Source organism: Pantoea sp. CTOTU46764 (assembly GCF_031974595.1).
In the GTDB taxonomy this organism is placed as follows: domain Bacteria; phylum Pseudomonadota; class Gammaproteobacteria; order Enterobacterales; family Enterobacteriaceae; genus Pantoea; species Pantoea trifolii.
In genome coordinates, this window is sequence record NZ_DALYOQ010000011.1 from 1 (window position 1) to 24,872 (window position 24,872).

Sequence of the window (24,872 nt, forward strand, 5' to 3'; positions counted from 1 at the left end):
CCATATCTTCAGTACGGATCTGCACCTCAACCGGCACGCCGTGCGGGCCAATCATTGAGGTATGCAGCGATTGATAGCCGTTGGCCTTGGGAATGGCGATGTAATCTTTGACGCGTCCGGGACGCGGTTTGTACAAGCTGTGCATCTGTCCGAGCACGCGATAGCAGGTATCCAGATCTTTCACGATGACGCGGAAGGCGTAGATATCCATGATCGAGTGAAAACGCTGCTCTTTCAGGTGCATTTTGCGGTAGATCGAGTAGAGATGTTTTTCGCGTCCACTTACGCGGCAGGGAATGCCTGCTTCCTGTAAGCGACCGTCGATTTCAGCAAGGATCTTCTGAATCATCTCTTTACGGTTACCGCGCGCCGCTTTCACCACCTCTTTAATCACGCGGAAACGGTTCGGGTAGAGCGCTTCAAAGCCGAGCTCTTCCAGTTCTGTTTTCAGGTGATGAATACCAAGGCGGTGCGCCAGAGGACTGTAAATCTCCAGCGTTTCCAGCGCGATACGGCGTTTTTTATCCGGACGTAACGCGCCGAGCGTGCGCATGTTGTGCGTGCGGTCAGCCAGTTTGATCAAGATGACGCGGATATCCTGCACCATCGCCATGATCATTTTGCGGAAGTTTTCAGCCTGTGCTTCTTTCTTGTCGCGGAACTTCAGCTTATCGAGCTTGGATACACCTTCCACCAGTTCGGCAACGCTTTTACCAAACAGCTGTTCCATGTCCTGGTAAGTGGCGGGCGTATCTTCAATCACGTCATGCAGCAGCGCCGCCATTAGCGTTTCATGGTCGAGTTTCATCTCGGCCAGAATGCAGGCAACAGCAACAGGATGGGTGATATAAGGCTCGCCGCTGGAGCGTGTTTGACCCTCGTGAGCATCACGCGCGACTAGATAAGCTTGCTTGAGGCGCTTGATTTGCTCCTCAGGCAAGTATTTTTCAATCAGTTGATTGAGGCTTTCAAACAGATACAAGGGCGACCTGCGAAGTGCTGTTAACGACGACCTTCAGCGATAGCGGTAACGGCTTGTAACTCAGCGGCTTCCTGCTCATGCTGTTCCTGACGATCACGGACATCCAGAATCTGGGTAGTGATCAGACCTTCTTCGATTTCGCGCAGGGCGATAACGGTTGGCTTATCGTTCTCTTCCGGAACCAGCGCATCTTTACCGCCTACCTGCATCTGACGTGCACGACGTGCAGCGACCAACACCAGGTCAAAACGGTTACCAACTTTCTCTACTGCGTCCTGAACGGTTACGCGTGCCATAGGTGTGCTACTCCACAGATGATGAAGAAATGACTGGGCATAATACTGAAAGTGAATTCAGACTGCCAATAGTTTGCTGATTAAAGCATCATGTCGCGATTTTTGGCGACCCATACGCAGACGTTCTGCGCGAATAATGGTTTTCAGATCTGACAGCGCCAGATCGAAATCATCATTAACAATTAAATAGTCATACTCGGCGTAGTGGCTCATTTCTGCCACGGCCTGTTGCATACGACGGGCAATCACCTCTTCGCTGTCCTGACCGCGGCCACGCAGGCGACGATCCAGCTCTTCGGTAGAAGGCGGCAGCACAAAGATGCTGCGTGCGGCAGGCATTTTCTGGCGAATTTGCTGCGCACCTTGCCAGTCGATATCCAGGAAGACGTCCACGCCGGTCGCCAGCACCTGCTCAATCGCCGCGCGTGACGTACCGTAATAATTGCCAAACACTTCCGCATGTTCGAGGAAGTCGTCTGTGGCAATCATGGTCTCGAATTCGGACTTAGAGACGAAATAGTAGTGCTCACCATGAGCTTCACCGGGACGCACGCCACGGGTGGTATGAGAAATAGACACCTGCGTATCGTACAGCGGTTGTGTCTTTAACAGCGCCTGAATCAGGCTGGATTTACCCGCGCCGCTGGGGGCGGAAACTATATAAAGCGTGCCTTGAGCCATGGTTATCTTGAATTGAGTAAAGAGCGGAGTCGATTTCCTGCACAGTATACACGGCTTGGGGTGGTCACGCAGCGTTTGCCGCTTGGCTGAGGCAATTCTTTTTTCTGTGAAGCCGCGCCAGAGGCTGATGTAGCAGGCTGCAACAGCGAATTAATCTCTGGAATCTGCCTCCAGCGCGCAATTTTCATGGCTGGTAAATGGCTGCGCTGCGCTCTCCAATAGCGAAAAAGGAGAGCGAAGATGAAAGGATGTCTGAGTTTATTATGTTGCTTATTTAGCATCGGTTGTTGGGCCGAAGCGCTCTGCCCGAACTGGTCGCCGGTGCGTGCGGGGCAGGAAATCGCACAACTGCAAACCCAGCTACGACAATGGGATGACGCGTACTACCGGCAGGGCACCAATCTGGTGACCGATGCCGATTACGACAGCTTGCAACAGCGATTACAGCAGTGGCAGCGCTGTTTCACGCCGGCGCAAGCCACCTACGATGCACAACTCTCCACCGATGGCAGCACGCATCATCCGGTGGCGCATACCGGCGTGCGCAAACTGCGCGACAAGCTGGCGGTGGCGTACTGGATGCAGGATAAATCTGCGCTATGGCTGCAGCCGAAAGTCGATGGCGTCGCCGTCACCCTGGTGTATCGGCAAGGCAAGTTGGCGTCATTGATCAGCCGCGGTGATGGTTTGCGCGGTGAAGAGTGGCTGGCCAAATCCACACATATTCCCTCCATTCCGCAGCGGCTGGATACTTTGCGTGAGGAAGTGGTGCTGCAGGGTGAGCTGTTTCTGCAAATGAGCGATCATCAACAGGCGCGGGACGGCGGCAAGAATGCGCGTGCTCAGGTGGCGGGGGCGATGATGCGTCACGACAACAGCCCGCTTCTTGAACGACTTGGCATATTTATCTGGGCGTGGCCGGATGGGCCAAATTCGATGCCCGATCGTCTGGCGCAACTCACACAATGGGGATTTGGACTGGCGCAGAGCTGGAGCCGTCAGGTAAGTAATGAAGAGGACGTCGCGGTGTGGCGCGATCGCTGGTTCCGCGAATCGCTGCCGTTTGTCACCGACGGCGTGGTAATCCATCAATCACCTGTCAGCGCAGGGCGCGACTGGCAGCCCGGTCAGGGCAGTTGGTCTGCGGCGTGGAAGTATCAACCGGCGGAAGTCAGCAGCGAAGTGCTGTCAGTGGATTTCAATGTGGGCCGCACGGGCAAGATCGCCGTGGTGCTGAATCTGATACCGGTGCAACTGGAGGACAAAACCGTACGCCGGGTAAACATTGGTTCACTACGACGCTGGCGTGAATTAGATGTAATAGCAGGTGATGAGGTGACACTCACGCTCGCAGGTTTAGGCATTCCGCGACTGGAGCGGGTGATTTGGCGCGTGGCGCAGCGCGATTATCCAGCGTCTCCACAGAATGGCGAATTCAACGGCTTAACCTGTCTGCACTTTAGTGCAGACTGCCGGGCGCAGTTTTTGTCTCGCCTCAGATGGCTCAGCCAGAAATCAGTACTCGATATTGTGGGCGTACAGCGCAGCAGCTGGCAGCGCCTGCTGGATAGCGGCGCTATCACCCATCTCTTTTCGTGGCTGACGCTGACGCCCGAGCAGATTGCGCAAGCCAATGGCATCACGCCAGCTCGCGCGCAACTTATCTGGCACCGCTTTAACCTGACGCGCCAGCAGCCGCTGCGGCGCTGGGTGAGTGCGCTTGGCTTGCCGTTGCCGCGCGCAGCGTTACAGGCGTTACCGGATGTGCAGTGGTCGCAGTTGCTAACGCGAACGGCGGAGAGCTGGCAGCAGTTGCCCGGCATCGGAAGCGTGCTGGCGCAGCGGATTGTGATGATGCTGCAGGATGCGCACCTGCAGCAGTTGATTCACTTTCTACAGCAGCAGGAGATTCCTGCCACTGACTCAGTGCTCAGGATGGGGATAATTAAAGATCGGCAAGCCGAGGCGGAAACGCAGCGCCAGCAAGCGGGCGAAAAAGCCGAACAGTAGCGTGATGATCACCACCGCTTCATGCGCCAGCGGCGTTTTCAGCAACAGGATGTACATCCAGCCCGAGGCGAATGCGATCCCGGCATACAGCTCTTTCTGGAACACCAGCGGAATGCGGTTGCAGAACATATCGCGCAGCACACCGCCAAACACGCCAGTGATCACGGCAGCAATGGCGGCGATGATGGAGGCGTGTCCGCTGTCCAGCGCAACCTGGGCGCCAATAATGGAGAACACCACCAAACCCAGCGCATCCAGCACGAGAAACACTTTGCGCAGGTGCGTCATTAGCGGCGCAACAAAGGTGGTCACCACCGCAGCCGCAGCAACGATCATGATGTATTCCGGGTTCTTAACCCAGCTGAGCGGATAGTGGCCCAGCAGAATGTCACGCACCGAACCGCCACCAATGGCGGTGACCGAAGCGATGATGATTACGCCAAACAGGTCCATTTTACGACGTCCTGCCGCCAGCGCGCCGGTCATGGCTTCGGCTGTAATACCAATAATATAGAGAACGGTTAATAACATAGAGCACTCCAATAAATTGGCGGCAAGGCTAAAGATTTCCCAGAGTGTAGACCACTGAGATTTTCTAAATACAGTGCTATCGGATTAGGCATTTTGATGGCGAGCATGCTAACAGGCTTAACGGGCGGGATAAATCGAGAGTTAATGACCTTTTCGCATAAGTATAAATGATGCGAAGAGGCTAAGAGCCTTTCTTCTTAAGTTCCATCAGGTTTGTGTCGTACGTGATTACTGGCAAATAAACCCGGCTTTCCGCTCTCAGGTATCACGCATAGCAACTATTGGACAGGCATGAAAACTCGCAACGAAGACATTCTCTTTTTCTCCTCTGACAAACTGGCAGCGCTGGGGCTTGAGAGTCTTTTGTCCAGGTTACCTGTGGCGTGTCAGGTGCATGAACTGTGGTCACTCAGCACGGTGATGGCGAAGTGTGAGAAGATGAAACCGCGTTTGCTGGTCTGTATCTTTCATGAAAATATGCCGCTAACCGGCACCTTAAAAGTGCTTTACGCTTTGCAGCAGCAGTTTCCCGCGATGCAAATCGTGGTCCTCACGCGACGTTTGTTACCGCTGATGCATGCGCTCAGTCGTTATCTGCCTTCTCTCACTGTTTTGGATTTAAAATCCTCGCGCCAAATGCTTTCCAGCCGCCTGCTCACCAGCATCAATACCAATGCCCAGATTCAGTTAGTAGAAGGCGCGGATATTCTTCTGCCAGACAGGCAATTAAGGGTGCTACTGATGTTGGCGTGGGGTTACAGCATCGAGCACATCGGCATTCGCTTAGGCATCAGTCATAAAACCGTGAATGCACACAAACTCAATGCACTAGCGCGACTGCAGGTCAAAAGCAAAAATGATATGGCCGATCTGTATATGGTGATTGATGAGTTACGCATGATAGTGAGTTGGCTGCGCTTGCAGCGTAACGGCAAGTTAAGTGAACTCAGTTTTCAGTCACTGGAAGAGTTACTGGAAGCCTAAAAAGAAAAAAGCGTGCTGGCGACCAGCACGCGAACGCATCTTTTCAGATGCCCAGAGCCCACCATACAGACTTGTTTTTATTATCCGTTTCTTGCTCGCACGTTAGCGAAACTTTTCAGGCTAAAACGGTATTCTGGCTGGAACCAGGAGCGCCCGTAGTAGCAGTAGATCAGCATTCTGATGGATACCATCGCGAGGTAGCCCCAGATGGCGCATAGCACTGAAGGTGTTAGCCACACGGTAAACAGCGTGACGCCCAATCCCACCAGCACAGAAGCTATTTCCGCAAATGCGATGCGCGAAAATTGGTTTTCCCGCTGTAATATGGCGCGATAATGTTGTCCCTGCGGAATAATGATGAATATGACCGACATCATCTCCAGCATGATTGCCATTTCGGGCTGATTCATTATACGACTGGAAATATCGCTGCCGATAAACAATGCAGCAAATATTGCCAGTCCGCTTAATACATTCCCCCAATACAATATTGAGAGATCGCTGTTATTCAGGTTTTTACTTCTAATAATTTTATTACCAAATCCGCGATCGGCCAGCGTATCAATAATTAATAACATCACAATAGCAATGGCGAGTAGATCTAACTCGTTTGCCTGGAGTATTTGTGCCAGAAGTGAAAGTTGTAAAACACCAATGCCGACGATTTTAATCGATGACAAAATTGACCATTTAGCGTTGGTCAGATTTTTTTCTCTTATCGCCATATCCTGCTCATTATGGTACATGTACCAGTGCAATTAAGGGTTTACTCTGGCCACAGGCCAAAGCACAGGTCACATTAATGCAGCGATTCCTGACGCAACCCTGATATACCTTTCAGGTTTTGCCACGTAAAGATGCTCGCAATTAAATGATGTTCTGAATTAATAAAGATGCCCCTGGCGCTTAATGGTGTTGTTGTCTTAATGGTATCTCCTCCTGTGCGGAGGAAATCCGTAAGATCATTATAAAATCCCTTTGCGTTTATATATTCCCCGGCCAGCATCCGCCTGGCAATCTCAACAAATTCTTTTTCTGATAACAAAGGATAGGTTGAGCGATCCATGTTATTTCCCTGCTGTTGTTATTATGGTTACTGCTGTGTGTGGAAAGAGTTATACCGTGTTTTAATTAAATTAACACCATCAGAAAACTCCTATAAATAGACCGCAGGAATAAATGGTTTCAGAATTTGCATCAGAATATATAAGGCGAGTGATTTACTATTTATTAGTGCTTTTCTTCATTCAGGACTGGTGAATGAAGAAGTGTTAGAGGTAATTAGAAAAAACTTTGATAAATCAGAGTGACTCAGCATTTTCATGCACATCCTCACCAGGAATTTTCCTGCTGAGGATGCTTAAGCCGGGCTGGTGAATAACAGATAAACACATGAAGGTTTGAACAAAACAGTTAAACGCTACTGAGCAAAAAAGTAACCGATTTTTATTGATTGATTCCAGCATGCGTTAAAGAGGCGAGCACTGCATAATCCATTGATTCTAATGAGTTAACAGATGGAGAAGCTGTTCGAGGTCGCGTTTTACCCACGCTACATCCCCGGCAAACTTCTCGTCAGACATGAATGGTTGACGGTAAACCACCATCACCACTTCTGCGCCTTGCTCGTTAGCAATTACTCGCATCGGCATATAAATCTCTTTACCGTTTCCGTTATCAATCCAGTGATCCATCACGCCAAACGGATTGTGTGGGGTAAAGCGAATCTTCACCGTTCCTTCGGGACCTTTGGCTTTCCAGCTGTTCCCTTCCTGCGTCAGCGTACTGGCGCTGAGTCCGCTAGCCCATTTGGCAAAGCATTCAGGTTTCCAGATGGTTTCATACAAATCTAACCAGTTGCGTGGGACCGTGAGTGTGACTGTCTGAGATGGCAGCATGGAACCTCCTGATGAGCTAACAAGAAGTCATTAAAGCACGCTGATACCGGGCTGCAAACGGCCCGGTCATGGAAGTGTGGGACAGCAGCGGTTTCCGTGAAAACGCTGTAATCAGATAAACTTGCCGCGCCCCTGAATGTCCTGCTCTTCACCCGCACCATCAGCATGGCGCAGCACGAAGCGATCGGACTGCGCAACCACTGCGCAGCTATGGTTAGGGAAGATGCGCAGCAGCGTACCAACGGCTGGCGCCTGCTCGGCGTATTGCAGGAAACCATGCTCTTCCGACAGCTTCAACACTTCAAAGTGATTGCCATGCTCATCCACGGCGATACCAAATCCGCTGGCATTGGTGCCGTGCGGGCCTTTGTCAGAGCTAAGCATTTTGGAACCGGCATCAATAATGGCGAAGTGCGGATTGACGGCCACCACGCGCGTCACCACGCTCAGCGCCAATGCATCTGGCGTGCAGAGACCCAAACGCCATGCGGTGAGATCGAGCAACGCATAGTTGCCTGGACGGATTTCATCGCTGCCCTGCGCGACGGGCGCTGCCAATGCCGTTGGCGTTGAACCGACCGAAATCGGGCAGTGCGCAAAACCGGCTGCAATCAGGCGCTGTTGAAGATCCTGCATGAGTGCAATTTCCTGCAGGGCCACTTCTGCAATCGCCGTGGCGTTGCCCGCGCCATAAGCGTGACCAGCATGTGAAACCAGCCCAGCAAAAGTAAGGCCCGCATCCTGAATCTGCTGCGCCAGCGTAATGACCGTATCGCTGTGCGGATCAACGCCGATGCGGTGCAATCCCACATCCACCTTGATGGCTAACGCCAGCTGACAATCGGGCTGGCGCTGATGTGCAGCCGCTATTGCCGCCACGCCATTGGCGCAATCAGCAATGCAGGTAATGCGCGCCTGATGTTGTGCGGCCACCGCTAACAGCTCTTTCAGCGTCCCGGCATGCACTATCGGATAAGCCAGCAGCAGATCGCGTTCGCCACCCAGAATAAAAGCGATGCCTTCACTCGGTTTAGATACGGTAATACCACGCGCGCCGAGCATGCGCTGCTGCTCAGCAATCCAGACACTTTTATGGGTTTTGATGTGAGGGCGCAGCGCGACGCCAGCGGCATCGGCTTTTTGCTGCATCTGTTGCAGGTTACGCTGCAGGCGAGCGGCGTCAATTTCGAGGTAAGGCGTTAGTCGGTCGGCAATCAGAGGCCGCAACCAGCCAGCCTCAATATTCTGTTCCATCATAATAGTCCGCAGGTGATTACACAGTGCGGACTATGATTCATCAATGCTCGTCAGAATGCCAGCCGGCAAAATTTGCACATTCATGGCGACCTTTTCAAACTTGAGAGCTGCCGCTCTGGAATCCGCCGCCCAAATCCTCAATCAACACCACCGCAAGATTGATCTGTTGAGCCCGGAAGTGAGTCCGGCGCTAACATGTTGCTGCTGAATGTTGGCGATACCCGCAGCCCGCTCAAGATTCTGCTGTGCCAGTGCGGCATTATTCCAGGAGGGATTAAGGTTGTTCCATGCTCGCGTCACGTTCGCAGCCAACGTTAACTGGCTAGCCTGACGATCCAACTCGCTGGCGCGTGCTTGCCCCAACGCGGCTTCAGCGGCATCTTTTTTGCCGCCCCACAAATCAAAGGTGTAGCTCAATCCAATGTTAGCGGTGCGCAGCGTACTGTAGCTCTTGCCCTCCAGCAGAGGATCATCCACTTTTGCCACGCGCGAACGCGTAATACCGGCATTGAGATCGACATCAGGATAGCGCTCAGCATCGGCGGCAATCACATGCGCATTGGCTTTATCTGCCAGCGTGTTGACCACCTGTAAAGCCGGGCTGGAAGCCATCGCATCATAAATCAGCTGATTGAGTTGAGCATCGTCAAAGCTTTGCCACCATTCACTTTTCGGCCAATTCGCGGCGCTGAAATGTGCATCTTTCAGGGATTGATTGGGTTGCAGAGCGTTGGCATCAAGCAGGGTGTTTTTGGTGTGTAAGCCGTGTGAATTGGCACAACTGGCCAGCAGCGCAGTGGCAACGGCCAGTGCGACAAATTTGCAATGAAAGTGCTATGTCATGGCTCTGGTCAAAGAGAGGAGGAGGCGACCATTACAAGAGGCAGGGCAGATTTTGACAAACCTGTTTTTCGTTAAGAATGGTTGTTAAATGTGAGTAGAGAAAATGAGCAGCAGGCGAAAACCTGCTGCATCAAGAGATTAGATATAAAGAGACGCTTCACCTGGCGGGCGGGTTTTAAAGCGGCGGTGCAGCCACAGGTATTGATCGGGTGCGCGCAGAATTTCTTTCTCGATGACGCGATTCATATACGCAGCGGCAGCGGCCTCATCTTCATACGGATAATTTTCCAGTTCTGGTTGAATGATCAGCTGATAACCACTTTTATCCTGATTGCGAATCAGCACGATGGTTAGCATCGCCGGTTTCGCCAGACGAGAAAGCACAAAGGTACCGTTGGTGGTCGCCGCTTGTTTAACCGCAAACAGCGGGGCAAACACGCTGCCTTTCGGGCCGTAATCCTGATCCGGTGCGAACCACACCGCTTCGCCTTTTTTCAGCGCCTGCACCATGCCGCGCAAATCGCGGCGGTCGATCATCGCCTTATTTGAACGCATGCGACCTTTGGTTTGTGCCCACTCCATCGCCTGATTATTGTGCGGACGGTACATCGCCATCATTGGCTGGCATAAACCGGTAATGCGGCCGCCCAACTCCAGCGACATGAAGTGCACACCGATTACCATCACACCGCGCTGATGGCTCTGGGCGTGCTGCAAATTTTCGAGACCGCTGACTTTGAAATAGCGACGTACGCGTGCATCGGACCAGAACCAGGCAATGCCAGTTTCTGCCAGCGCCATTCCCAGAGATTCGAAGTTGCCGGCGATCATCGCTTCTTTCTTCTCTTCATCAATATTGGGGAAGCACAGCTCGATATTACGGCGGGTGATGCGTTCGCGACGCTTGAGGAAGTGACGTGACAATTTGCCCGCGCCAGCGCCAAGCCGGATCAGAATGGGGTAAGGAAGTTGCACCAGCAGCCACAGCACACCTAGCCCAAACCAGGTAAACCAATAGCGGGGATGCAGAAGTTTGGAACGGAACTGCCTGGATTTCGTCATAACGCCTTCATGTCGGGAGAAAATGTATCGCACTAAGAAGAGGGTCCATGAGTTCCTGGCGGTACAACTGTTCTAATTACGACCAGTAGATTAACAAATAGTGCCGTCAAAGAAACGCGATCTCCACAATCTTTAAGATTAATGGAAATCATTGATGAGGCGACTATTGGCAGGTTAATGGCGATCAAAATGATTTTATTGTTTACTTACAGAGGGTTAATTACAGGGGGTATTTTGGTTTGCTGCCTATTTTCGCTCGCTTAACATCACTTTAGAAATGTTTTTTTATCATTGCTGACAATTCACTAACGCTAGCGGCGGAAAACATACGCTATCCGGGTGTGGATGATTCTCTACCAGAGCGATTCTGCTATCAATCGATGAAGTAGCAAAGCCCGCGGCAATGCGGGCTTTGTGGAAGCTAACTATTCGATGTTCTGAATCTGCTCACGCATCTGCTCAATCAGCACTTTCAGCTCAATCGCTGAAGTAGTGATCTCGGCATTAATCGATTTCGAAGCCAGCGTGTTCGATTCGCGGTTGAACTCCTGCATCATAAAGTCGAGGCGGCGGCCAACGGCTTCTTTCTTTTTCAGGATGTTGTAGGTCTCTTTAACGTGCGCATCCAGACGATCCAGCTCTTCTGAAACATCGGTACGCTGCGCCATCATCACCAGTTCCTGCTCGAGGCGATTATTTTCCAGCTGCACTTCGGCTTCTTCCAGCTTGGTCACCAGACGCTCGCGCTGCCATTTGATCACTTCTGGCATCTGCGCGCGCACTTTGCTGACTTCGTGCGATACGCCTTCCAGACGCTGCTCAATCATCGCTTTCAGCGCGGTGCCTTCGCTTTCACGCGCTTCGATAAAGTCATCCAATGCGCCATCCAGCGCCACCAGCAGCTCAGCATTAATAGCATCGAGATCCTGTTCTTGCGCGGACATTACGCCCGGCCAGCGCAGAATATCCAGCGGATTAATCGCGCCTTCATCACTCTGCATCTTCACCCAGTTGGCGGCCTGCACCAGCTGCTTGGCCAGCGATTCATTCAGCTGCAGTTCGCCTTGCGCGCTGGCATCGGCGTCATAACGCAGGTTGCACTCGATTTTACCGCGCGTCAGACGATTGCGGATGCGCTCGCGGATTACTGGCTCCAGACCACGAAATTGCTCCGGCAGACGGATATAGGTTTCCAGATAGCGCTGGTTAACCGAACGGATTTCCCAGGCGGCGCTGCCCCAGTGGCCTTTGGCTTCGCGGCGGGCGTAAGCGGTCATACTGCGGATCATAGTCGTCTTCTCTTTTTCAGAAATGTTGGGTGAAGTATAGCGAGGCAGCCTCGACGCTAACAGGCATAAGCGCACTTAAGCGTGAATAACAAAAAATTACCCCTTTTACTGACAGACACTTATGCTTAGCGCTGGTTCGCTTAAAAGGATGAAGTGATGTTCCGCTCTCTGGCTCTTCCTGCTTTATTTACCTTACTGCTCGCGGGCTGTCAGGCACCGTCGACCACAACGCAACAGATCCCGCCCAACACTACGCCGGTCGCGGTATGCGGTTCGGGTGACGTGATGATGCAAACCACGCTGTGGTTTGGCATGAACAAACCGAAAGGTGGCATTGTCAGCAGCAGCGAATGGCAGCAGTTTGTTGATAACGATGTGACGCCGCGTTTCAAAGACGGTTTATCGGTATATGACGCAAAAGGGCAGTGGCTGGGCGAGAACGGCAAGCTGGCGCGGGAAAACAGCAAAGCGCTGATGCTGATTCACAATCCGGATGTGGCGAGTTCTGAGAGCATCAATAAGCTGCGTGACGTGTATAAAAAGCGCTTTGAGCAGGAATCGGTGATGCGGGTTGATTCACTGGTGTGCGTGGCGTTTTAAAAAATGGCGGCCATGCAGCCGCCATGTGTTATCAGATAAACAGTCCGGCGAACGCGGCCGAGAGCAAACTCACCAGCGTGGAGCCATACACCAGCTTCCAGCCAAAGCGTGAAACCACATTGCCCTGTTTCTCGTTCAGGCCTTTAATCGCACCGGCAACGATGCCGATCGAGGCGAAGTTAGCGAACGAAACCAGGAACACCGACAGAATCCCCAGTCCGCGCGGCGTCATCTCAGCCGCCACTTTCTTCAGCTCGATCATCGCGACAAATTCATTTGCCACCAGTTTGGTGGCCATAATACTCGCTGCCTGCAAGGCATCAGCGGACGGAATGCCTACCAGCCACGCAAATGGATAGAAAACGTAGCCGAGCAGCTGCTGGAAGCTGTAGCCAAATAGCGCCGCGAACAGCGCATTGATCGCCGCGATCAGCGCGATAAAACCAATTAGCATCGCCATGATGATCATCGCCACTTTAAAACCGGCGAGAATATATTCGCCCAGCATCTCAAAGAAGCTCTGATCTTCGTGCAGCTTATCCAGCGCAATCTGCTCTTCGTTTTCCGGGCGGGTTGGATTGATGATCGAGAGGATAATAAAGGTGCTGAACATATTGAGCAGCAGCGCTGCAACCACATATTTGGCATCAATCATCGACATATACGCGCCAACAATCGACAGCGAAACCGTCGACATCGCCGTCGCCGCCATGGTGTACATACGCGGCGCAGAGATATCGGCGAGAATGCCTTTATAAGCGATGAAGTTCTCCGACTGGCCGAGAATCAAGGTGCTGACGGCGTTAAACGACTCCAGCTTGCCCATGCCATTCACTTTCGACAACAGAGTACCAACCGCGCGAATCAGCAGCGGCAGAATGCGCCAGTGCTGCAAAATGCCGATCAGTGCGGAAATAAACACAATCGGGCAGAGCACGCCGAGGAAAATAAAGGCTAATCCCTGATCCGCCATATTACCGAAGACAAAGTTGGTCCCTTGCGCGGCGTAGGTTAATAAGGTCTCAAAGAAGCCGCTCACCGCAGAGACCACCGATTGGCCGCCCGCCGAGTGCAGGAAGAACCAGCCCAGCGCGGCTTCAACAATCAGCAGCTGAATAATAAAGCGGGGACGAATGTGTTTGCGGTCGTGGCTGACCAACAGCGCAAGGGCAAAGATCACCACCAGCGCCAGCAGGAAATGGAGTATCGCGATCATCATTTATCTTTTTTAGGGAGGAAACGCGCATTTAGCCACAGCCACCACAGAATTTCATCCAGGATTGTGGCGATCGCGGGCAGGACAGCCGCAGCTGAAGTCCGTATAATGCGCAGCCAAACCTAAGCAAGCCGGAGAGAAACCATGCGTCCAGCAGGCCGTAGTGCATCTGAAACACGTCCCGTCACACTCACTCGTCACTACACCAAACATGCAGAAGGCTCTGTGCTCGTTGAGTTCGGCGAAACCAAAGTGCTGTGCACCGCAACCGTCGAAGAGAGCGTGCCGCGTTTCCTCAAAGGCAAAGGTCAAGGCTGGATTACCGCTGAATATGGCATGCTGCCGCGTTCTACCCACAGCCGCATGGCGCGTGAAGCGGCCAAAGGCAAACAGGGCGGCCGTACGCTGGAGATTCAGCGTCTGATCGCCCGTTCACTGCGCGCGGCAGTGGATTTGGAAGCGCTGGGTGAATTCACCATCACGCTGGATTGCGACGTGATTCAGGCCGATGGCGGCACGCGTACCGCATCCATTACCGGTGCCTGCGTGGCGCTGGCCGATGCGTTGAATGCGCTGGTGGCTGCTGGCAAGCTGAAAGCCAGCCCGCTGAAAGGCATGGTGGCGGCGATTTCTGTGGGCATCGTCGGCGGTGAAGCGTTATGCGATCTGGAATATGTGGAAGATTCCGCCGCAGAAACTGACATGAACGTGGTGATGACCGAAGACGGTCGCATGATTGAAGTGCAAGGCACCGCAGAAGGTGAACCCTTCAGCCACGACGAGTTACTGCAGCTGCTGGCGCTGGCGCGAGGCGGCATTGAGCAGTTGATTCAGGCGCAGAAAGCGGCGCTAACTAATTGATGTAACAGGCGACCATAGAGTCGCCTTTTCTTTATTTGAGGAGTGAGAAATGAAAGCCTGGCAGCGTCAGTTTATTGAATTCGCCCTGAACAAAGGGGTGCTGAAGTTTGGTGAGTTCACCCTGAAATCGGGACGTAAAAGCCCCTATTTCTTCAATGCCGGCCTGTTTAATACTGGTCGCGATTTAGCGCTGTTAGGCCGCTTTTACGCACAGGCGTTGGTCGACGGCGGTGTTGATTTCGACCTGTTGTTTGGCCCGGCGTATAAAGGCATCCCGATTGCTACCACTACTGCGGTAGCGCTGGCCGATCATCATGAGCGTGATGTGCCTTACTGCTTTAACCGCAAAGAAGCCAAAGATCACGGCGAAGGCGGTTTGCTGGTGGGCAGCCCGCTGCAAGGCAAAGTGATGCTGGTGGATGATGTGATCACCGCCGGCACCGCGATTCGTGAATCAATGGATATCATCAGTGCGCATAACGCGACGTTAGCGGGCGTGTTGATTTCGCTGGATCGTCAGGAACGCGGCCGCAGCGATATTTCGGCGATTCAGGAAGTGGAACGCGACTATAAATGCAAAGTCACCGCAATCATTACGCTGGCTGAGCTGATTGATTATCTGGAAGAGAAACCGGAGATGGCTGATCATCTGGCGAAAGTGCGCGCGTATCGCAAAGAGTATGGGATTTAATGATTCGGTAATGAGGTCGGCATAAATGCCGACCTGGTCTTTTAAACCAACTGCGCAGCCATCAGCGGCCAGCGGCTATCGAAATCTGCGGTCGGACGAAAACGAAACTCCGAGCGCACATAGCGCGACAACAGCCCTTCACAAAACGCCAGCAACTGGCTCGCCAGCAGCGTTTCGTCGTTCTGGAAACCTTCACCATCACGCATTTTCTTCTCGCGCATCACCTGACGCAGCTGCACTTCAATCCGTTCGAACAGCTGGTTGATACGCCCTTGCAGGCGATCCTGTTCAAACATCAGCGCATGGCCGGTCAAAATACGCGTCAGCCCCGGATTACGCTCACCAAATCCCAGAATCAGCTGCACGATTAAACGCAGTCGCGTCAGCGTCTCTTTTTCATCTTTCAGGATCAGATTGATGCGGGTAATCAGACTGTCTTCAATAAACTCGATAAGGCTGTCAAACATACGCGTTTTGCTGGGAAAGTGGCGATAGAGCGCCGCTTCCGATACGCCGACATTAGCGGCCAGCTTCGCAGTGGTGATGCGCTGACTGCCATCGCCCGACTCCAGCATTTGTGCCAGCGCCTGCAAAATCTCTTCGCGACGATTCCGTTTCGCGACTTTTTTTTCTGCCATGACCTTCAACACCCCTGAAATTCACCAAAAACAGGCAATACTGCCTCATCTGCCACAGACATAGCGGCCTGTGGCGACAAGAAATAAAAAGATGGCTAAGCGAAAAGTGTCGCGTGTTACTGACGGCCTGAGTGACCGAAGCCGCCTGCGCCGCGATCGCTGGTGTCAAAATCTTCCACCAGGTTAAATTCGGCCTGCACGACCGGCACGAAGACCAGCTGTGCCAAACGGTCGCCTGGCTGCAGCGTGAAGCTATCCTGACCACGGTTCCAGACGGAAACCATCAGTTGGCCCTGATAATCGGAATCGATTAAGCCGACCAGGTTGCCCAGCACGATGCCATGTTTATGGCCAAGACCGGAGCGCGGCAGAATCACGGCTGCCAGACCTGGATCGCCAATGTGGATCGCCAGACCGGTGGGTACCAGCGTGGTCATGCCTGGTGCGATTTCCAGTGCATCATCCAGGCAGGCGCGTAAATCGAGACCTGCGGAACCAGAGGTTGCATAAGTCGGCAGCGGGAATTCATTACCCACACGTGCATCAAGAATTTTAACGTCGATTTTTTTCATCATAACGGCTGACAATCTCGTCTATTAATTGTTGGCCAAGGAGCGTCTTATCGTTGAGCGGTAAGACTTTTTCTCCTTCCTGCCAAAAAAGGTGAAGAGCATTGGTGTCGCTATTGAAGCCCTGACCCGCCTGCGCCACATCGTTGGCACAAATCAGATCCAGGTTTTTTCGCACCCGTTTTTGCCGCGCGTATTCTTCCACATTCTGGGTTTCGGCAGCAAATCCCACAACGTAAGGGCGATTTTTCTGCAGCGCCGCCACGCCTGCGACAATATCGGGGTTCTTCACCAACTGCAGCGTGACGCTATCGTCGCCACCCTGTTTTTTGATTTTCTCTGCGGCAATGTTAGCCGCCCGATAGTCTGCCACGGCTGCGCTGGCAATGAAAATATGTTGTTGCTGGATTTGCGCCATCACCGCTGCTTCCATCTCCAGCGCGCTGTCGACGTCCACGCGTTGCACGCCAGCTGGTGTTGGCAGCGCCACCGGACCGGCAACGAGCGTCACCTTTGCACCGCGTTTTGCTGCCGCAGCCGCAATCGCAAAGCCCATCTTACCCGAGCTGTGATTGCTGATATAACGCACCGGGTCCAGCGCTTCACGTGTTGGACCGGCGGTGATCATAATGTTGAGATGTTGCAGATCGTTGACGGGCGCAGCCCATTCCAGCGCGTGCGCCACAATTGCCAGCGGGTCGAGCATGCGGCCCGGACCCATATCGCCGCACGCCTGGCTACCGCTGTCGGGTCCCCAAATCAACACGCCGCGCTGATGCAGACGTTGCAGGTTCTCTTGCGTGATCGCCGCGCGGTACATCTGCTGATTCATGGCCGGGACGATGGCAACGGGCGCGGCGCTTGCCAGACACGCGGTGGTGACCAAATCATTCGCCATACCGGCCGTCACGCGGGCAATCAGATCGGCGGTTGCCGGCGCCAGCACAATCAAATCGGCCCATTTCGCCAATTCAATATGGCCCATCGCCGCTTCCGCCGCCGGATCGAGCAAATCATCAAATACCGGATAACCGGAAACCGCCTGCAGGCTCAGCGGGGTAATAAAAGCTTTGGCCGCTTCGGTCATCATTACGCGCACATCCGCACCGCGATCGCGCAGCCGACGCACCAGCTCCGGCGCTTTATACGCAGCGATGCCGCCGCTCACGCCCAGCAGAATTTTCTTTCCGGCTAATCCCGTCATGTTGTTCGCCTCAAAGCAGATTGCCGCATCAGGGGCGGCAGATGCAGGCAACTTTATCACAAAATCCGCAACGCGCCTTTTCACTGCCTGCGGCCTTTGCGAGCCGGCTCTGAAATCGTTCAATGCGTGCTGGCGCTGAATGTGGCTGACGCGCAGAATCGCCGCAACGCAGGGAGAAGATGGTCATGACGGAACTGGCACCACGGGAAAAACTGATGTTAATGGGCGCCGAAGTGCTAAGTGATGCTGAGCTGCTGGCGATTTTTTTGCGCACCGGTATTAGCGGCACCAGCGTGCTGCTGCTGGCACAGCAGATGTTGAACGAGTTCGGTTCGCTCTATCGCATTATGACGGCCAGCAAAGAGGAGCTCGGGCAGATTAAAGGTGTGGGCAGCGCCAAAATGACGCAGCTGTATGCCATAGCTGAACTGGGAAGGCGGTTTTTTGCCAGCCAGCTGGCGCGTGAGAATGTGATGGAGAATCCACAGGTGACACGCCATTACCTGCAAAGCGTGCTGGCGCATCAGGAGCGCGAAGTGTTTATGGCGCTGTTCCTTGATAACCAGCACCGCGTGTTGCAGGCGCAAAAGATGTTCTCCGGCACGATTGCCAGCGTGGAAGTTCATCCGCGCGAAATCGTGCGCGAAGCGCTGAAACTCAACGCGGCAGCGGTGATTCTGGCGCACAATCACCCGTCGGGCATCGCTGAACCCAGCCGCGCCGATCGCGAAATTACCGGAAAAGTAGGACAAGCCTGCGCGCTGCTCAATATCCGCTTACTTGATCATTTGGTGATCGGTCACGGCGAGTTTACCTCTTTCGCCGAGCGCGGTTGGTTGTAATTCATCGATTCAACTGAACAGAAATAGGGCATTTTTGCGTGATCCAGAGGGATCTTTATCTGTTCGGGACTTGAGCACTTGGGCTGAGCGGCGTATACTACGCCACCTTTGAGAATCTCGGGTTTGGCGTTTGGGCCAGCTTAGCGGGTTCACATGGAACTCGCCTGGGCGGGCTAAGGCCTGACGAGGCGGCCAAAACCTAGTTTTTAAAGCTCGAGCTGATTTGATTTTTGGAGAATAGAAATGTCACGAGTCTGCCAGGTAACTGGAAAGCGTCCGGTAACGGGTAACAACCGTTCCCACGCAATGAACGCGACGAAACGCCGTTTCCTGCCGAACCTGCACTCTCACCGTTTCTGGGTTGAGAGCGAAAAGCGCTTCGTTACTCTGCGTGTATCTGCTAAAGGTATGCGTGTTATTGATAAAAAGGGCATCGATACGGTTCTGACCGAAATCCGCGCCCGTGGTGAGAAGTACTAAGGAACTGAATCATGGCTAAAGGTATTCGTGAGAAGATCAAGCTGGTTTCCTCTGCTGGTACAGGTCACTTCTATACCACCACGAAGAACAAGCGTACTAAACCAGAGAAATTAGAACTGAAAAAGTTCGATCCGGTTGTACGTCAGCACGTGATCTACAAAGAAGCTAAAATTAAGTAATTTTAGTGTTCTGTGAAAAACCCGGCTTCGGCCGGGTTTTTTGTTTCTGCGATTCGTTGAGGAGATGAGATGCCTGAATTACCTGAGGTAGAAACCAGTCGTCGCGGTATCGAACCCCATATGGTGGGTGCCACGATTCTGCATGCAGTGGTGCGCAATCCACGTTTGCGCTGGCCGGTCTCGCATGAAATCCACGCGCTGAGTGATCAACCCGTATTGAGCGTGCAGCGTCGCGCTAAATATCTGCTGCTCGAACTACCGCATGGCTGGATCATCATTCACCTCGGCATGTCCGGCAGCCTGCGTGTGCTTCCCGGCGAACAACCGGCCGCTAAACATGACCACGTCGATTTGGTGATGAGCAACGGCAAAGTGCTGCGCTACACCGATCCACGTCGCTTTGGCGCCTGGCTGTGGAGCAGTGACCTTGCAGGCAGCAGCGTGCTGGCGCATCTCGGTCCGGAACCGCTCAGCAACGAATTTGATGGCGCTTATCTGTTTGAAAAGTCGCGCGGCAAACGCACCGTGATTAAACAGTGGCTGATGGATAACAAAGTGGTGGTGGGCGTCGGCAACATCTACGCCAGCGAATCGCTGTTTACCGCCGGGATCTTGCCCGATCGTTCGGCGATGAGTTTGAGTCAGGAAGAGGCGGAACTGCTGGTTAACACCATCAAAGCGGTGTTGCTACGCTCGATTGAGCAGGGCGGCACCACGCTGCGTGATTTCCTGCAAACTGACGGTAAGCCGGGCTACTTTGCGCAAGAGCTGCAGGTTTACGGTCGCACCGGTGAACCTTGTCGCGCCTGCGGTACGCCGATTGTCAGCGGCAAGCATGGCCAGCGCAGCACCTTCTGGTGTCCACGCTGTCAGCACTGAGTTAAGGCTGTGCCAGCCGCGCCAGTAACGCCTTGTGCACCACGGCAGGCAGAAATGCCTGCACGTCACCGGCGTGGCGCGCCACTTCTTTGACCAGCGAAGAAGAGACGAACGAGAAACCTTCTGACGGCATCAGAAACACGCTTTCCAGCGTGGGCAACAGATGGCGATTCATCTGCGCCAGCTGCAGCTCATATTCGAAATCCGATACCGCACGCAATCCACGTACCAGCACATTGGCACTCTGCGCCTGGGCAAAGTTCGCCATCAGGTCGCTAAACCCAATCACTTCGACGTTCGGCAGATGTGCCGTCACCTGACGCGCCATATCCACGCGCTCATCCAGAGTGAACAGCGGTTTTTTACTCGGGCTGGCGGCAATCGCCACGACGATGCGGTCAAACATCTTCGCTGCGCGCGTCACAATATCCAGATGACCCAAAGTAAAGGGATCAAAGGTGCCGGGATAAATCGCTTTGGTACTCATACGCGACCTTGTGTTGAGGTGTGATGCAGCGCCCAGAGCGCCGAGTATTTGTTGAAAGTGTACTGCGCGTTAACCACCGCCAGGATCCAGCCCTGTTTGCCATCAAGAAAACCGGCGCGCAGCAGTAGCGTTTTAACGAACGCGCCGAGCGTGTGGCTAAAGATCGAGAACAAGCCGCAGCGTTTGCCGCGCTGGAAACGCTCATTTGCCCAGGCTTCGGCATAGTTCATCTGCTTACGCTGAAACGCAATCAGGTCGCGGCAGGTGAGATGTTGCAGATCGCCCGCCAGCTTCACTACCGGCGCACCTTGCGTCTCCAGTGATTCGTGTACCAGATTGTCGTTGTAATTGAGCTTGCGCGGATAAAGACGCATGACGCGGTCGGGATACCAGCCGCTGTGGCGCATAAAGCGGCCTAGAAAAAGATTGCTGCGACCAAGGCTGTAAACGTTGTCCGATGCGGGCTGCGCGAGAACCTGCTCGATAGCGCGACGCAGTTCTGGCGTCACACGCTCGTCGGCATCGATCATCAAAATCATCTCGCCTCGCGCATGGGCCTGCGCGCGCTGGCGCTGCTTGCCGAATCCCTGCCAGCCTTCAGCCTGGAACACCTGCGCGCCCTGTTCGCGAGCAATCTGCACCGTGTTATCGCTGCTGCCGGAATCCAGCACCACAATCTCATCCGCCCAATTGACAGAAGCCAGCGCCTCCGGCAGCAGTTCAGCTTCGTTTTTGGCGATCATCACCACGGAGAGACGTTGGCGTTGCGACATGAATTAGTGAGCTCGCGGTGGTAAGTGAGGTTCGAGTAACTGTAGCAGACGCTGTAATGCGCCCTGATTTTGATGCAGCACGTCCACAGCATGGCGGCCGTAATAGCGGCGATAATCGTCATCCTGCAGCAGGTTAGCGACCTCTTTCTGCAGCGATACCACGTCAGTGACGGTAATCAGCCCTTCGGCTTGCTGCAGCTTGGCGCAGATATCTTTGAAGTTCCAGATATGCGGGCCCATCAACACCGGAATGGCATGTGCTGCCGGTTCCAGCGGGTTGTGACCGCCGCGCTCAACCAGGCTACCGCCCACAAAGGCGAGATCGGCGATGCCGTACAGCATCATCAACTCGCCCATGGTGTCGCCAATCACCACTTGCGTGGAGCTGGAAGGAATTTCGCCGCTGCTGCGTAAGGTAAAGCTGAAGCCACGTTTTTGCGTCAGGTCGCAGGCATCTTTGAAACGTTCCGGATGGCGCGGCACCAAAATCAGCAGCAGATTGGGGAACTGTTGCAGCAGGCGGCGATGCGCATCGAGCACAATCGCTTCTTCGCCTTCGTGGGTGCTGGTGGCGATCCACACCGGACGACGCGATGCCCACTGACGACGCAGCGTGACCGCTTTTGCCGCCAGCTCTGGCGTCACGGAAATATCAAATTTGAGGCTGCCGGTAACGGTGAGATGCGAACGCTTCAGGCCAAGGCTGAGGAAACGGTCGCCATCTTCGGCGTTTTGCGCGGCAATCAGCGTGATGCGTTGCAGCAAGTCGCGCATAAAGCCGCCGAGCTTTTTGTAGCCTTTGGCCGAGCGCTCAGACAGGCGCGCGTTGGCAATCACCAGCGGAATCTTGCGCTGATGAAGAATACGAATGATGTTTGGCCACAGCTCGGTTTCCATGATGATTACCAGGCGTGGATCGACGGTATCAAGGAAACGGTTGATGGAACCTGGCAGATCGTACGGCAGGTAAACGTGGTGCACATCTTTGCCAAACGCTGACTGCGCACGTTCGGAGCCGGTCGGCGTCATGGTGGTGACGGTGATCGGTAGCGTCGGATAGCGGTGACGCAGCGCGCGCACCAGCGGCACCGCCGCCAGCGTCTCGCCGACGGAAACCGAGTGCAACACAATGCCATGCGGCAGCACTTTCCCAGTGCAATAGCCGTAGCGTTCTGCCCAACGTTTACGATAGGCCGGTGCTTTTCGACCGCGCAGCCACAGGCGCAGCCAGATGAGTGGCTGAATCAGATAGAGCAAGGCTGTGTATAGAGTCGTCATAGTTACCGTTACGACAGAATCGCGTCAAAAAACAGAGGAAAGGCGGCATGTTATCAGAAATTAACCGCCTGCTCATACCCCTTCGTCAGCGGGTCTGCAGCACTTGCTGATACAGCGAGGTCAGCGCTTGTGCCAGCCGCTGCGGGCCATAAGGTTCAATTCTGCGACGTGCGGCTTCGCCCATGGCAGAATTGTGTGAAAGCGCCGGTGTTGCTTTTACGGCTTCGTTTAACGCGTTGATATCTAATGCATCGCAAACAAAACCTTCCTGGCCCGCAGTGATAAACTCCGCGCCGCCGCAGCCGGTGCTGGTGATCACTGCCAGACCGCAGGCCATCGCTTCCAGCACCACATTCGGGAAGGGATCATAAAGTGTGGGCAGCAGCAGCGCATCGGCTGCATGGTAGAACGGTTGCACGTCCTGCTGTACGCCAACAAAGCGTAAGCGGTCGAGGCAATTGAGCTGGTTTGCCAGCTGCTGATAGCGCGACAACTGCTTATCCTGGCCGACCACCACCAGATAACGATCGCTTTTCGCCACCGCTTCAATCGCCGCCTTCAATCCTTTGCGCTCAAAGCCCGAACCTACGTAAATCATTACCGTGGCATCTTGCGGCAGTTTGAGCTGCTGGCGTGCCGCATGGCGCAGTGCTTCGCTGGCTGGCTGGAAGCGTTGGCTATCAATGGCGTTATGAATCACATGGATCTTGCTGGCATCAAGCGTGAAGTGCCGCAAAATATCCTGCTTCACCATCTCTGAATTACAGATCACCGCTTGCAATGAAGGCGCGTTGAACATGTCGGCTTCCGCCTGCAACACATAACGATGATAAGGGCTGAGGCGGGCACTTAAGCGTTGCCACGGCGACACGATGCGCGCGCGCTGCTCCAGCCAAACGCGATGCACGCCATCACCGGCACGAAAGATATCGCAACCGGCGATGCGTTCGTGGCTCTGCACAATATCGAACTTCTCGCGTTCCCAACATTCACGGGCGGCACGCGCAAAACCGCGCTCGCGCGAGATGCGACCAAATTTCGCCGGATTACAAATGTGCAGATGCCAGGCTGGATTCGGCGTGCCCTGCCAGCTGCGGGTGATGATATTGAGATCGAGCTGCTCGCTATCCAGCGCTTCCAGCGCCCGCGAGATAAAACGTTCTGCGCCGCCGTCTGGGCGGTATTTCTGCCGGACGATCGCCAGGCGTAACTTACTCATGCAAAAAACTCCGGGCGGCAGCCACCACATCCTCAACGGGAATGGCAGAAAGATAGCGCTGTTGCGTGTTGGTATCGATGGCGTCTGGCGAGGGCAGCGGACCATAATCGCCGGCCCAAATCACGCGGTTGTGATCGCCCCATGGACGCCAGTGTTGCAGCTTGGTGGGGCCAAACAGCGCCAAACAAGGCGTTTCCAGCGCGGTGGCCATATGCATCGGCGCAGAGTCCACACCGATAAACAGCTGCGCCGCATCGATCAGCGCCGCCAGCTGCGGCAAGGATAATTCACCGGCCAGCGACACCACGTTATGGCTATGGCACAGCGACTGTATATTGGCGATCATCGCCATTTCTTTCTGGTCCGGCGCCGCAGTCAGTACCACGGTGCGGCCTTCGGCGACCAGCGCATCGATCAGCTGTGCGACTTTTTCATCTTCCCAGCATTTGAACAGCCAGCGTGAGGTGGGTTGCACCACCACAAATGGCATTTTCACCGCGTGCTGCGCCAGCACATCCTGCACTTTCCGTTGATCGGCTACGCTGAAATGCATTGAGGCTTTTGCGCCAGCGGCACTGATGCCCAGCGGCTTCAGCGCCGCCATATTCTGTTCGACCGTATGCAGCTGATGATGATCAGCCGTGCTGACCAGCTGATTGTGCATCCAGCGCCATAAGGCATTATCACGTTTGCGGAAGGCAAACCCAATGCGCACCGGCGCGCCAGAGAAACCGGTTATGATGGCACTGCGCCACTGATCGGCAAGGTTAATCACAAGGTCATAATGGCAAGCACGCACCGCTGAAAGCAGCGCCATTTCATGTCGGAATTTCCGCCAGCCGCCTTCCTTCTTCCAGTTGCGATCGATGATGTGTAACTGGCGAATGGCCGGATGCGCTTCCAGCATTGGACGGGTTTCTTTATACAGCAGGACGTCAATGTTGGCCTGCGGATAGCGCTGGCGAAGCGCGTTAATCGCGGGCGTGGTCAGCAGCATATCGCCGTGATGGCGCAGCTTGATCAGCAGAATATTTTTCGGTGCAAAGGGGTCTGGAATCGGGCTTGCCATACTCAAATGATCTCAGAATTCAGTCAGCTGATTGTAGGGCAAACCCCAAAGGCG

General features: G+C 54.0%; 29 protein-coding genes. 9 read left to right on the forward strand and 20 right to left on the reverse strand.

The window, feature by feature from the left end; all coding sequences use genetic code 11:
- The 3 genes from RTM06_RS06050 to gmk form a co-directional block, all read right to left on the reverse strand.
- Window positions 1-982, reverse strand: a 982-nt coding sequence (locus tag RTM06_RS06050; RefSeq protein ID WP_312180679.1) for a RelA/SpoT family protein, incomplete at its 3' end; no start/stop codon positions are given.
- Window positions 983-1,002: 20 nt separating this feature from the next.
- Complete coding sequence (gene rpoZ / locus RTM06_RS06055; RefSeq protein WP_007885265.1) at window positions 1,003-1,278, reverse strand: DNA-directed RNA polymerase subunit omega; 276 nt, start codon at window positions 1,276-1,278, stop codon at window positions 1,003-1,005.
- A 57-nt stretch (window positions 1,279-1,335) separates the two neighbouring features.
- A complete protein-coding gene (gene gmk / locus RTM06_RS06060) occupies window positions 1,336-1,959 on the reverse strand; it encodes a guanylate kinase (RefSeq protein ID WP_256697857.1) in 624 nt (207 codons plus the stop codon).
- 240 nt (window positions 1,960-2,199) lie between these two features.
- Between gmk and ligB the strand changes: the two genes are divergently transcribed.
- The gene (gene ligB, locus RTM06_RS06065; RefSeq protein WP_312180682.1) at window positions 2,200-3,969 is read left to right on the forward strand and encodes an NAD-dependent DNA ligase LigB; all 1,770 of its coding nucleotides are present in this window, start codon (window positions 2,200-2,202) and stop codon (window positions 3,967-3,969) included.
- On the opposite strand, the gene RTM06_RS06070 is transcribed toward ligB, so the two are convergent.
- On the reverse strand, window positions 3,883-4,500 hold the full coding sequence (locus RTM06_RS06070; RefSeq protein WP_008109765.1) for a trimeric intracellular cation channel family protein: 618 nt from the start codon (window positions 4,498-4,500) through the stop codon (window positions 3,883-3,885). The genes ligB and RTM06_RS06070 overlap by 87 nt on opposite strands.
- Window positions 4,501-4,791: 291 nt before the next feature.
- Here RTM06_RS06070 and RTM06_RS06075 point away from each other — a divergent pair, with 291 nt between their 5' ends.
- The gene (locus tag RTM06_RS06075) at window positions 4,792-5,484 is read left to right on the forward strand and encodes a LuxR C-terminal-related transcriptional regulator (protein ID WP_312180684.1); all 693 of its coding nucleotides are present in this window, start codon (window positions 4,792-4,794) and stop codon (window positions 5,482-5,484) included.
- 80 nt (window positions 5,485-5,564) lie between these two features.
- On the opposite strand, the gene RTM06_RS06080 is transcribed toward RTM06_RS06075, so the two are convergent.
- The 7 genes from RTM06_RS06080 to RTM06_RS06110 all read right to left on the reverse strand — a co-directional run bounded on the left by RTM06_RS06080 (window position 5,565) and on the right by RTM06_RS06110 (window position 11,833).
- Window positions 5,565-6,209, reverse strand: coding sequence for an oligosaccharide flippase family protein (locus RTM06_RS06080; protein WP_312180686.1), 645 nt, complete (start codon window positions 6,207-6,209; stop codon window positions 5,565-5,567).
- Between the two features lie 74 nt (window positions 6,210-6,283).
- Window positions 6,284-6,550, reverse strand: coding sequence for a hypothetical protein (locus RTM06_RS06085; protein WP_256697851.1), 267 nt, complete (start codon window positions 6,548-6,550; stop codon window positions 6,284-6,286).
- 436 nt (window positions 6,551-6,986) lie between these two features.
- Window positions 6,987-7,382: a polyketide cyclase gene (locus RTM06_RS06090; RefSeq protein ID WP_256697850.1), complete on the reverse strand. Its 396-nt coding sequence runs from the start codon at window positions 7,380-7,382 to the stop codon at window positions 6,987-6,989.
- A gap of 111 nt (window positions 7,383-7,493) precedes the next feature.
- Window positions 7,494-8,636: an alanine racemase gene (locus tag RTM06_RS06095; protein WP_312180773.1), complete on the reverse strand. Its 1,143-nt coding sequence runs from the start codon at window positions 8,634-8,636 to the stop codon at window positions 7,494-7,496.
- Window positions 8,637-8,780: 144 nt separating this feature from the next.
- Window positions 8,781-9,449, reverse strand: a complete 669-nt coding sequence (locus RTM06_RS06100; RefSeq protein WP_312180775.1) for a TolC family protein — start codon at window positions 9,447-9,449, stop codon at window positions 8,781-8,783.
- Between the two features lie 171 nt (window positions 9,450-9,620).
- Window positions 9,621-10,544, reverse strand: a complete 924-nt coding sequence (lpxP, locus tag RTM06_RS06105; protein ID WP_008109757.1) for a kdo(2)-lipid IV(A) palmitoleoyltransferase — start codon at window positions 10,542-10,544, stop codon at window positions 9,621-9,623.
- 425 nt (window positions 10,545-10,969) lie between these two features.
- The gene (locus RTM06_RS06110; protein WP_061720336.1) at window positions 10,970-11,833 is read right to left on the reverse strand and encodes a YicC/YloC family endoribonuclease; all 864 of its coding nucleotides are present in this window, start codon (window positions 11,831-11,833) and stop codon (window positions 10,970-10,972) included.
- A 156-nt stretch (window positions 11,834-11,989) separates the two neighbouring features.
- On the opposite strand from RTM06_RS06110, the gene RTM06_RS06115 reads away from it, so the two are divergent.
- A complete protein-coding gene (locus RTM06_RS06115; RefSeq protein WP_312180694.1) occupies window positions 11,990-12,433 on the forward strand; it encodes a DUF3574 domain-containing protein in 444 nt (147 codons plus the stop codon).
- 31 nt (window positions 12,434-12,464) lie between these two features.
- Here RTM06_RS06115 and RTM06_RS06120 read toward each other — a convergent pair whose 3' ends face one another.
- Window positions 12,465-13,649: a nucleoside transporter C-terminal domain-containing protein gene (locus RTM06_RS06120; protein WP_312180696.1), complete on the reverse strand. Its 1,185-nt coding sequence runs from the start codon at window positions 13,647-13,649 to the stop codon at window positions 12,465-12,467.
- Between the two features lie 144 nt (window positions 13,650-13,793).
- On the opposite strand from RTM06_RS06120, the gene rph reads away from it, so the two are divergent.
- Window positions 13,794-14,510, forward strand: coding sequence for a ribonuclease PH (gene rph / locus RTM06_RS06125; RefSeq protein ID WP_061720334.1), 717 nt, complete (start codon window positions 13,794-13,796; stop codon window positions 14,508-14,510).
- 49 nt (window positions 14,511-14,559) lie between these two features.
- A complete protein-coding gene (gene pyrE / locus RTM06_RS06130; protein WP_008109749.1) occupies window positions 14,560-15,201 on the forward strand; it encodes an orotate phosphoribosyltransferase in 642 nt (213 codons plus the stop codon).
- A gap of 41 nt (window positions 15,202-15,242) precedes the next feature.
- On the opposite strand, the gene slmA is transcribed toward pyrE, so the two are convergent.
- The 3 genes from slmA to coaBC form a co-directional block, all read right to left on the reverse strand.
- Complete coding sequence (slmA, locus tag RTM06_RS06135) at window positions 15,243-15,839, reverse strand: nucleoid occlusion factor SlmA (protein ID WP_007885293.1); 597 nt, start codon at window positions 15,837-15,839, stop codon at window positions 15,243-15,245.
- A 116-nt stretch (window positions 15,840-15,955) separates the two neighbouring features.
- Entirely contained in the window at window positions 15,956-16,414 is a 459-nt protein-coding gene (dut, locus tag RTM06_RS06140; RefSeq protein ID WP_008109745.1) for a dUTP diphosphatase, read from the reverse strand.
- Window positions 16,392-17,612 (reverse strand): bifunctional phosphopantothenoylcysteine decarboxylase/phosphopantothenate--cysteine ligase CoaBC, encoded by a 1,221-nt coding sequence (coaBC, locus tag RTM06_RS06145; RefSeq protein ID WP_312180699.1) that lies wholly within the window; start codon window positions 17,610-17,612, stop codon window positions 16,392-16,394. Before coaBC ends, dut begins: the two co-directional genes overlap by 23 nt.
- A gap of 185 nt (window positions 17,613-17,797) precedes the next feature.
- Here coaBC and radC point away from each other — a divergent pair, with 185 nt between their 5' ends.
- The 4 genes from radC to mutM all read left to right on the forward strand — a co-directional run bounded on the left by radC (window position 17,798) and on the right by mutM (window position 19,992).
- Window positions 17,798-18,454: a RadC family protein gene (radC, locus tag RTM06_RS06150; protein ID WP_312180700.1), complete on the forward strand. Its 657-nt coding sequence runs from the start codon at window positions 17,798-17,800 to the stop codon at window positions 18,452-18,454.
- Window positions 18,455-18,697: 243 nt separating this feature from the next.
- A complete protein-coding gene (gene rpmB, locus RTM06_RS06155; RefSeq protein ID WP_007885297.1) occupies window positions 18,698-18,934 on the forward strand; it encodes a 50S ribosomal protein L28 in 237 nt (78 codons plus the stop codon).
- Window positions 18,935-18,945: 11 nt separating this feature from the next.
- Complete coding sequence (rpmG, locus tag RTM06_RS06160) at window positions 18,946-19,113, forward strand: 50S ribosomal protein L33 (protein ID WP_001051798.1); 168 nt, start codon at window positions 18,946-18,948, stop codon at window positions 19,111-19,113.
- 69 nt (window positions 19,114-19,182) lie between these two features.
- A complete protein-coding gene (mutM, locus tag RTM06_RS06165) occupies window positions 19,183-19,992 on the forward strand; it encodes a bifunctional DNA-formamidopyrimidine glycosylase/DNA-(apurinic or apyrimidinic site) lyase (RefSeq protein ID WP_256697843.1) in 810 nt (269 codons plus the stop codon).
- Window position 19,993: 1 nt separating this feature from the next.
- On the opposite strand, the gene coaD is transcribed toward mutM, so the two are convergent.
- The 5 genes from coaD to rfaQ form a co-directional block, all read right to left on the reverse strand.
- Window positions 19,994-20,479 carry a pantetheine-phosphate adenylyltransferase gene (gene coaD, locus RTM06_RS06170; RefSeq protein WP_312180702.1) on the reverse strand — a complete coding sequence of 162 codons (486 nt, stop codon included), beginning with the start codon at window positions 20,477-20,479 and terminating at the stop codon, window positions 19,994-19,996.
- Window positions 20,476-21,252: a glycosyltransferase family 2 protein gene (locus tag RTM06_RS06175; protein ID WP_256697840.1), complete on the reverse strand. Its 777-nt coding sequence runs from the start codon at window positions 21,250-21,252 to the stop codon at window positions 20,476-20,478. The genes coaD and RTM06_RS06175 overlap by 4 nt, the downstream gene beginning before the upstream one ends.
- 3 nt (window positions 21,253-21,255) lie before the next feature.
- Window positions 21,256-22,530, reverse strand: coding sequence for a lipid IV(A) 3-deoxy-D-manno-octulosonic acid transferase (gene waaA / locus RTM06_RS06180; RefSeq protein ID WP_256697838.1), 1,275 nt, complete (start codon window positions 22,528-22,530; stop codon window positions 21,256-21,258).
- A gap of 85 nt (window positions 22,531-22,615) precedes the next feature.
- The gene (locus RTM06_RS06185) at window positions 22,616-23,749 is read right to left on the reverse strand and encodes a glycosyltransferase family 4 protein (protein WP_256697836.1); all 1,134 of its coding nucleotides are present in this window, start codon (window positions 23,747-23,749) and stop codon (window positions 22,616-22,618) included.
- Window positions 23,742-24,818 (reverse strand): putative lipopolysaccharide heptosyltransferase III, encoded by a 1,077-nt coding sequence (gene rfaQ / locus RTM06_RS06190; protein ID WP_312180706.1) that lies wholly within the window; start codon window positions 24,816-24,818, stop codon window positions 23,742-23,744. Before rfaQ ends, RTM06_RS06185 begins: the two co-directional genes overlap by 8 nt.
- Window positions 24,819-24,872 lie beyond the last annotated feature (54 nt).

What these genes read in the sequence shown, in the direction of transcription:
- rpoZ (WP_007885265.1), bottom strand. Translation starts at nt 1,278, where the DNA reads ATGGCACGCGTAACCGTTCAGGACGCAGTAGAGAAAGTTGGTAACCGT.
- gmk (WP_256697857.1), bottom strand. Translation starts at nt 1,959, where the DNA reads ATGGCTCAAGGCACGCTTTATATAGTTTCCGCCCCCAGCGGCGCGGGT.
- ligB (WP_312180682.1), top strand. Translation starts at nt 2,200, where the DNA reads ATGAAAGGATGTCTGAGTTTATTATGTTGCTTATTTAGCATCGGTTGT.
- RTM06_RS06070 (WP_008109765.1), bottom strand. Translation starts at nt 4,500, where the DNA reads ATGTTATTAACCGTTCTCTATATTATTGGTATTACAGCCGAAGCCATG.
- RTM06_RS06075 (WP_312180684.1), top strand. Translation starts at nt 4,792, where the DNA reads ATGAAAACTCGCAACGAAGACATTCTCTTTTTCTCCTCTGACAAACTG.
- RTM06_RS06080 (WP_312180686.1), bottom strand. Translation starts at nt 6,209, where the DNA reads ATGGCGATAAGAGAAAAAAATCTGACCAACGCTAAATGGTCAATTTTG.
- RTM06_RS06085 (WP_256697851.1), bottom strand. Translation starts at nt 6,550, where the DNA reads ATGGATCGCTCAACCTATCCTTTGTTATCAGAAAAAGAATTTGTTGAG.
- RTM06_RS06090 (WP_256697850.1), bottom strand. Translation starts at nt 7,382, where the DNA reads ATGCTGCCATCTCAGACAGTCACACTCACGGTCCCACGCAACTGGTTA.
- RTM06_RS06095 (WP_312180773.1), bottom strand. Translation starts at nt 8,636, where the DNA reads ATGGAACAGAATATTGAGGCTGGCTGGTTGCGGCCTCTGATTGCCGAC.
- lpxP (WP_008109757.1), bottom strand. Translation starts at nt 10,544, where the DNA reads ATGACGAAATCCAGGCAGTTCCGTTCCAAACTTCTGCATCCCCGCTAT.
- RTM06_RS06110 (WP_061720336.1), bottom strand. Translation starts at nt 11,833, where the DNA reads ATGATCCGCAGTATGACCGCTTACGCCCGCCGCGAAGCCAAAGGCCAC.
- RTM06_RS06115 (WP_312180694.1), top strand. Translation starts at nt 11,990, where the DNA reads ATGTTCCGCTCTCTGGCTCTTCCTGCTTTATTTACCTTACTGCTCGCG.
- RTM06_RS06120 (WP_312180696.1), bottom strand. Translation starts at nt 13,649, where the DNA reads ATGATCGCGATACTCCATTTCCTGCTGGCGCTGGTGGTGATCTTTGCC.
- rph (WP_061720334.1), top strand. Translation starts at nt 13,794, where the DNA reads ATGCGTCCAGCAGGCCGTAGTGCATCTGAAACACGTCCCGTCACACTC.
- pyrE (WP_008109749.1), top strand. Translation starts at nt 14,560, where the DNA reads ATGAAAGCCTGGCAGCGTCAGTTTATTGAATTCGCCCTGAACAAAGGG.
- slmA (WP_007885293.1), bottom strand. Translation starts at nt 15,839, where the DNA reads ATGGCAGAAAAAAAAGTCGCGAAACGGAATCGTCGCGAAGAGATTTTG.
- dut (WP_008109745.1), bottom strand. Translation starts at nt 16,414, where the DNA reads ATGATGAAAAAAATCGACGTTAAAATTCTTGATGCACGTGTGGGTAAT.
- coaBC (WP_312180699.1), bottom strand. Translation starts at nt 17,612, where the DNA reads ATGACGGGATTAGCCGGAAAGAAAATTCTGCTGGGCGTGAGCGGCGGC.
- radC (WP_312180700.1), top strand. Translation starts at nt 17,798, where the DNA reads ATGACGGAACTGGCACCACGGGAAAAACTGATGTTAATGGGCGCCGAA.
- rpmB (WP_007885297.1), top strand. Translation starts at nt 18,698, where the DNA reads ATGTCACGAGTCTGCCAGGTAACTGGAAAGCGTCCGGTAACGGGTAAC.
- rpmG (WP_001051798.1), top strand. Translation starts at nt 18,946, where the DNA reads ATGGCTAAAGGTATTCGTGAGAAGATCAAGCTGGTTTCCTCTGCTGGT.
- mutM (WP_256697843.1), top strand. Translation starts at nt 19,183, where the DNA reads ATGCCTGAATTACCTGAGGTAGAAACCAGTCGTCGCGGTATCGAACCC.
- coaD (WP_312180702.1), bottom strand. Translation starts at nt 20,479, where the DNA reads ATGAGTACCAAAGCGATTTATCCCGGCACCTTTGATCCCTTTACTTTG.
- RTM06_RS06175 (WP_256697840.1), bottom strand. Translation starts at nt 21,252, where the DNA reads ATGTCGCAACGCCAACGTCTCTCCGTGGTGATGATCGCCAAAAACGAA.
- waaA (WP_256697838.1), bottom strand. Translation starts at nt 22,530, where the DNA reads ATGACGACTCTATACACAGCCTTGCTCTATCTGATTCAGCCACTCATC.
- RTM06_RS06185 (WP_256697836.1), bottom strand. Translation starts at nt 23,749, where the DNA reads ATGAGTAAGTTACGCCTGGCGATCGTCCGGCAGAAATACCGCCCAGAC.
- rfaQ (WP_312180706.1), bottom strand. Translation starts at nt 24,818, where the DNA reads ATGGCAAGCCCGATTCCAGACCCCTTTGCACCGAAAAATATTCTGCTG.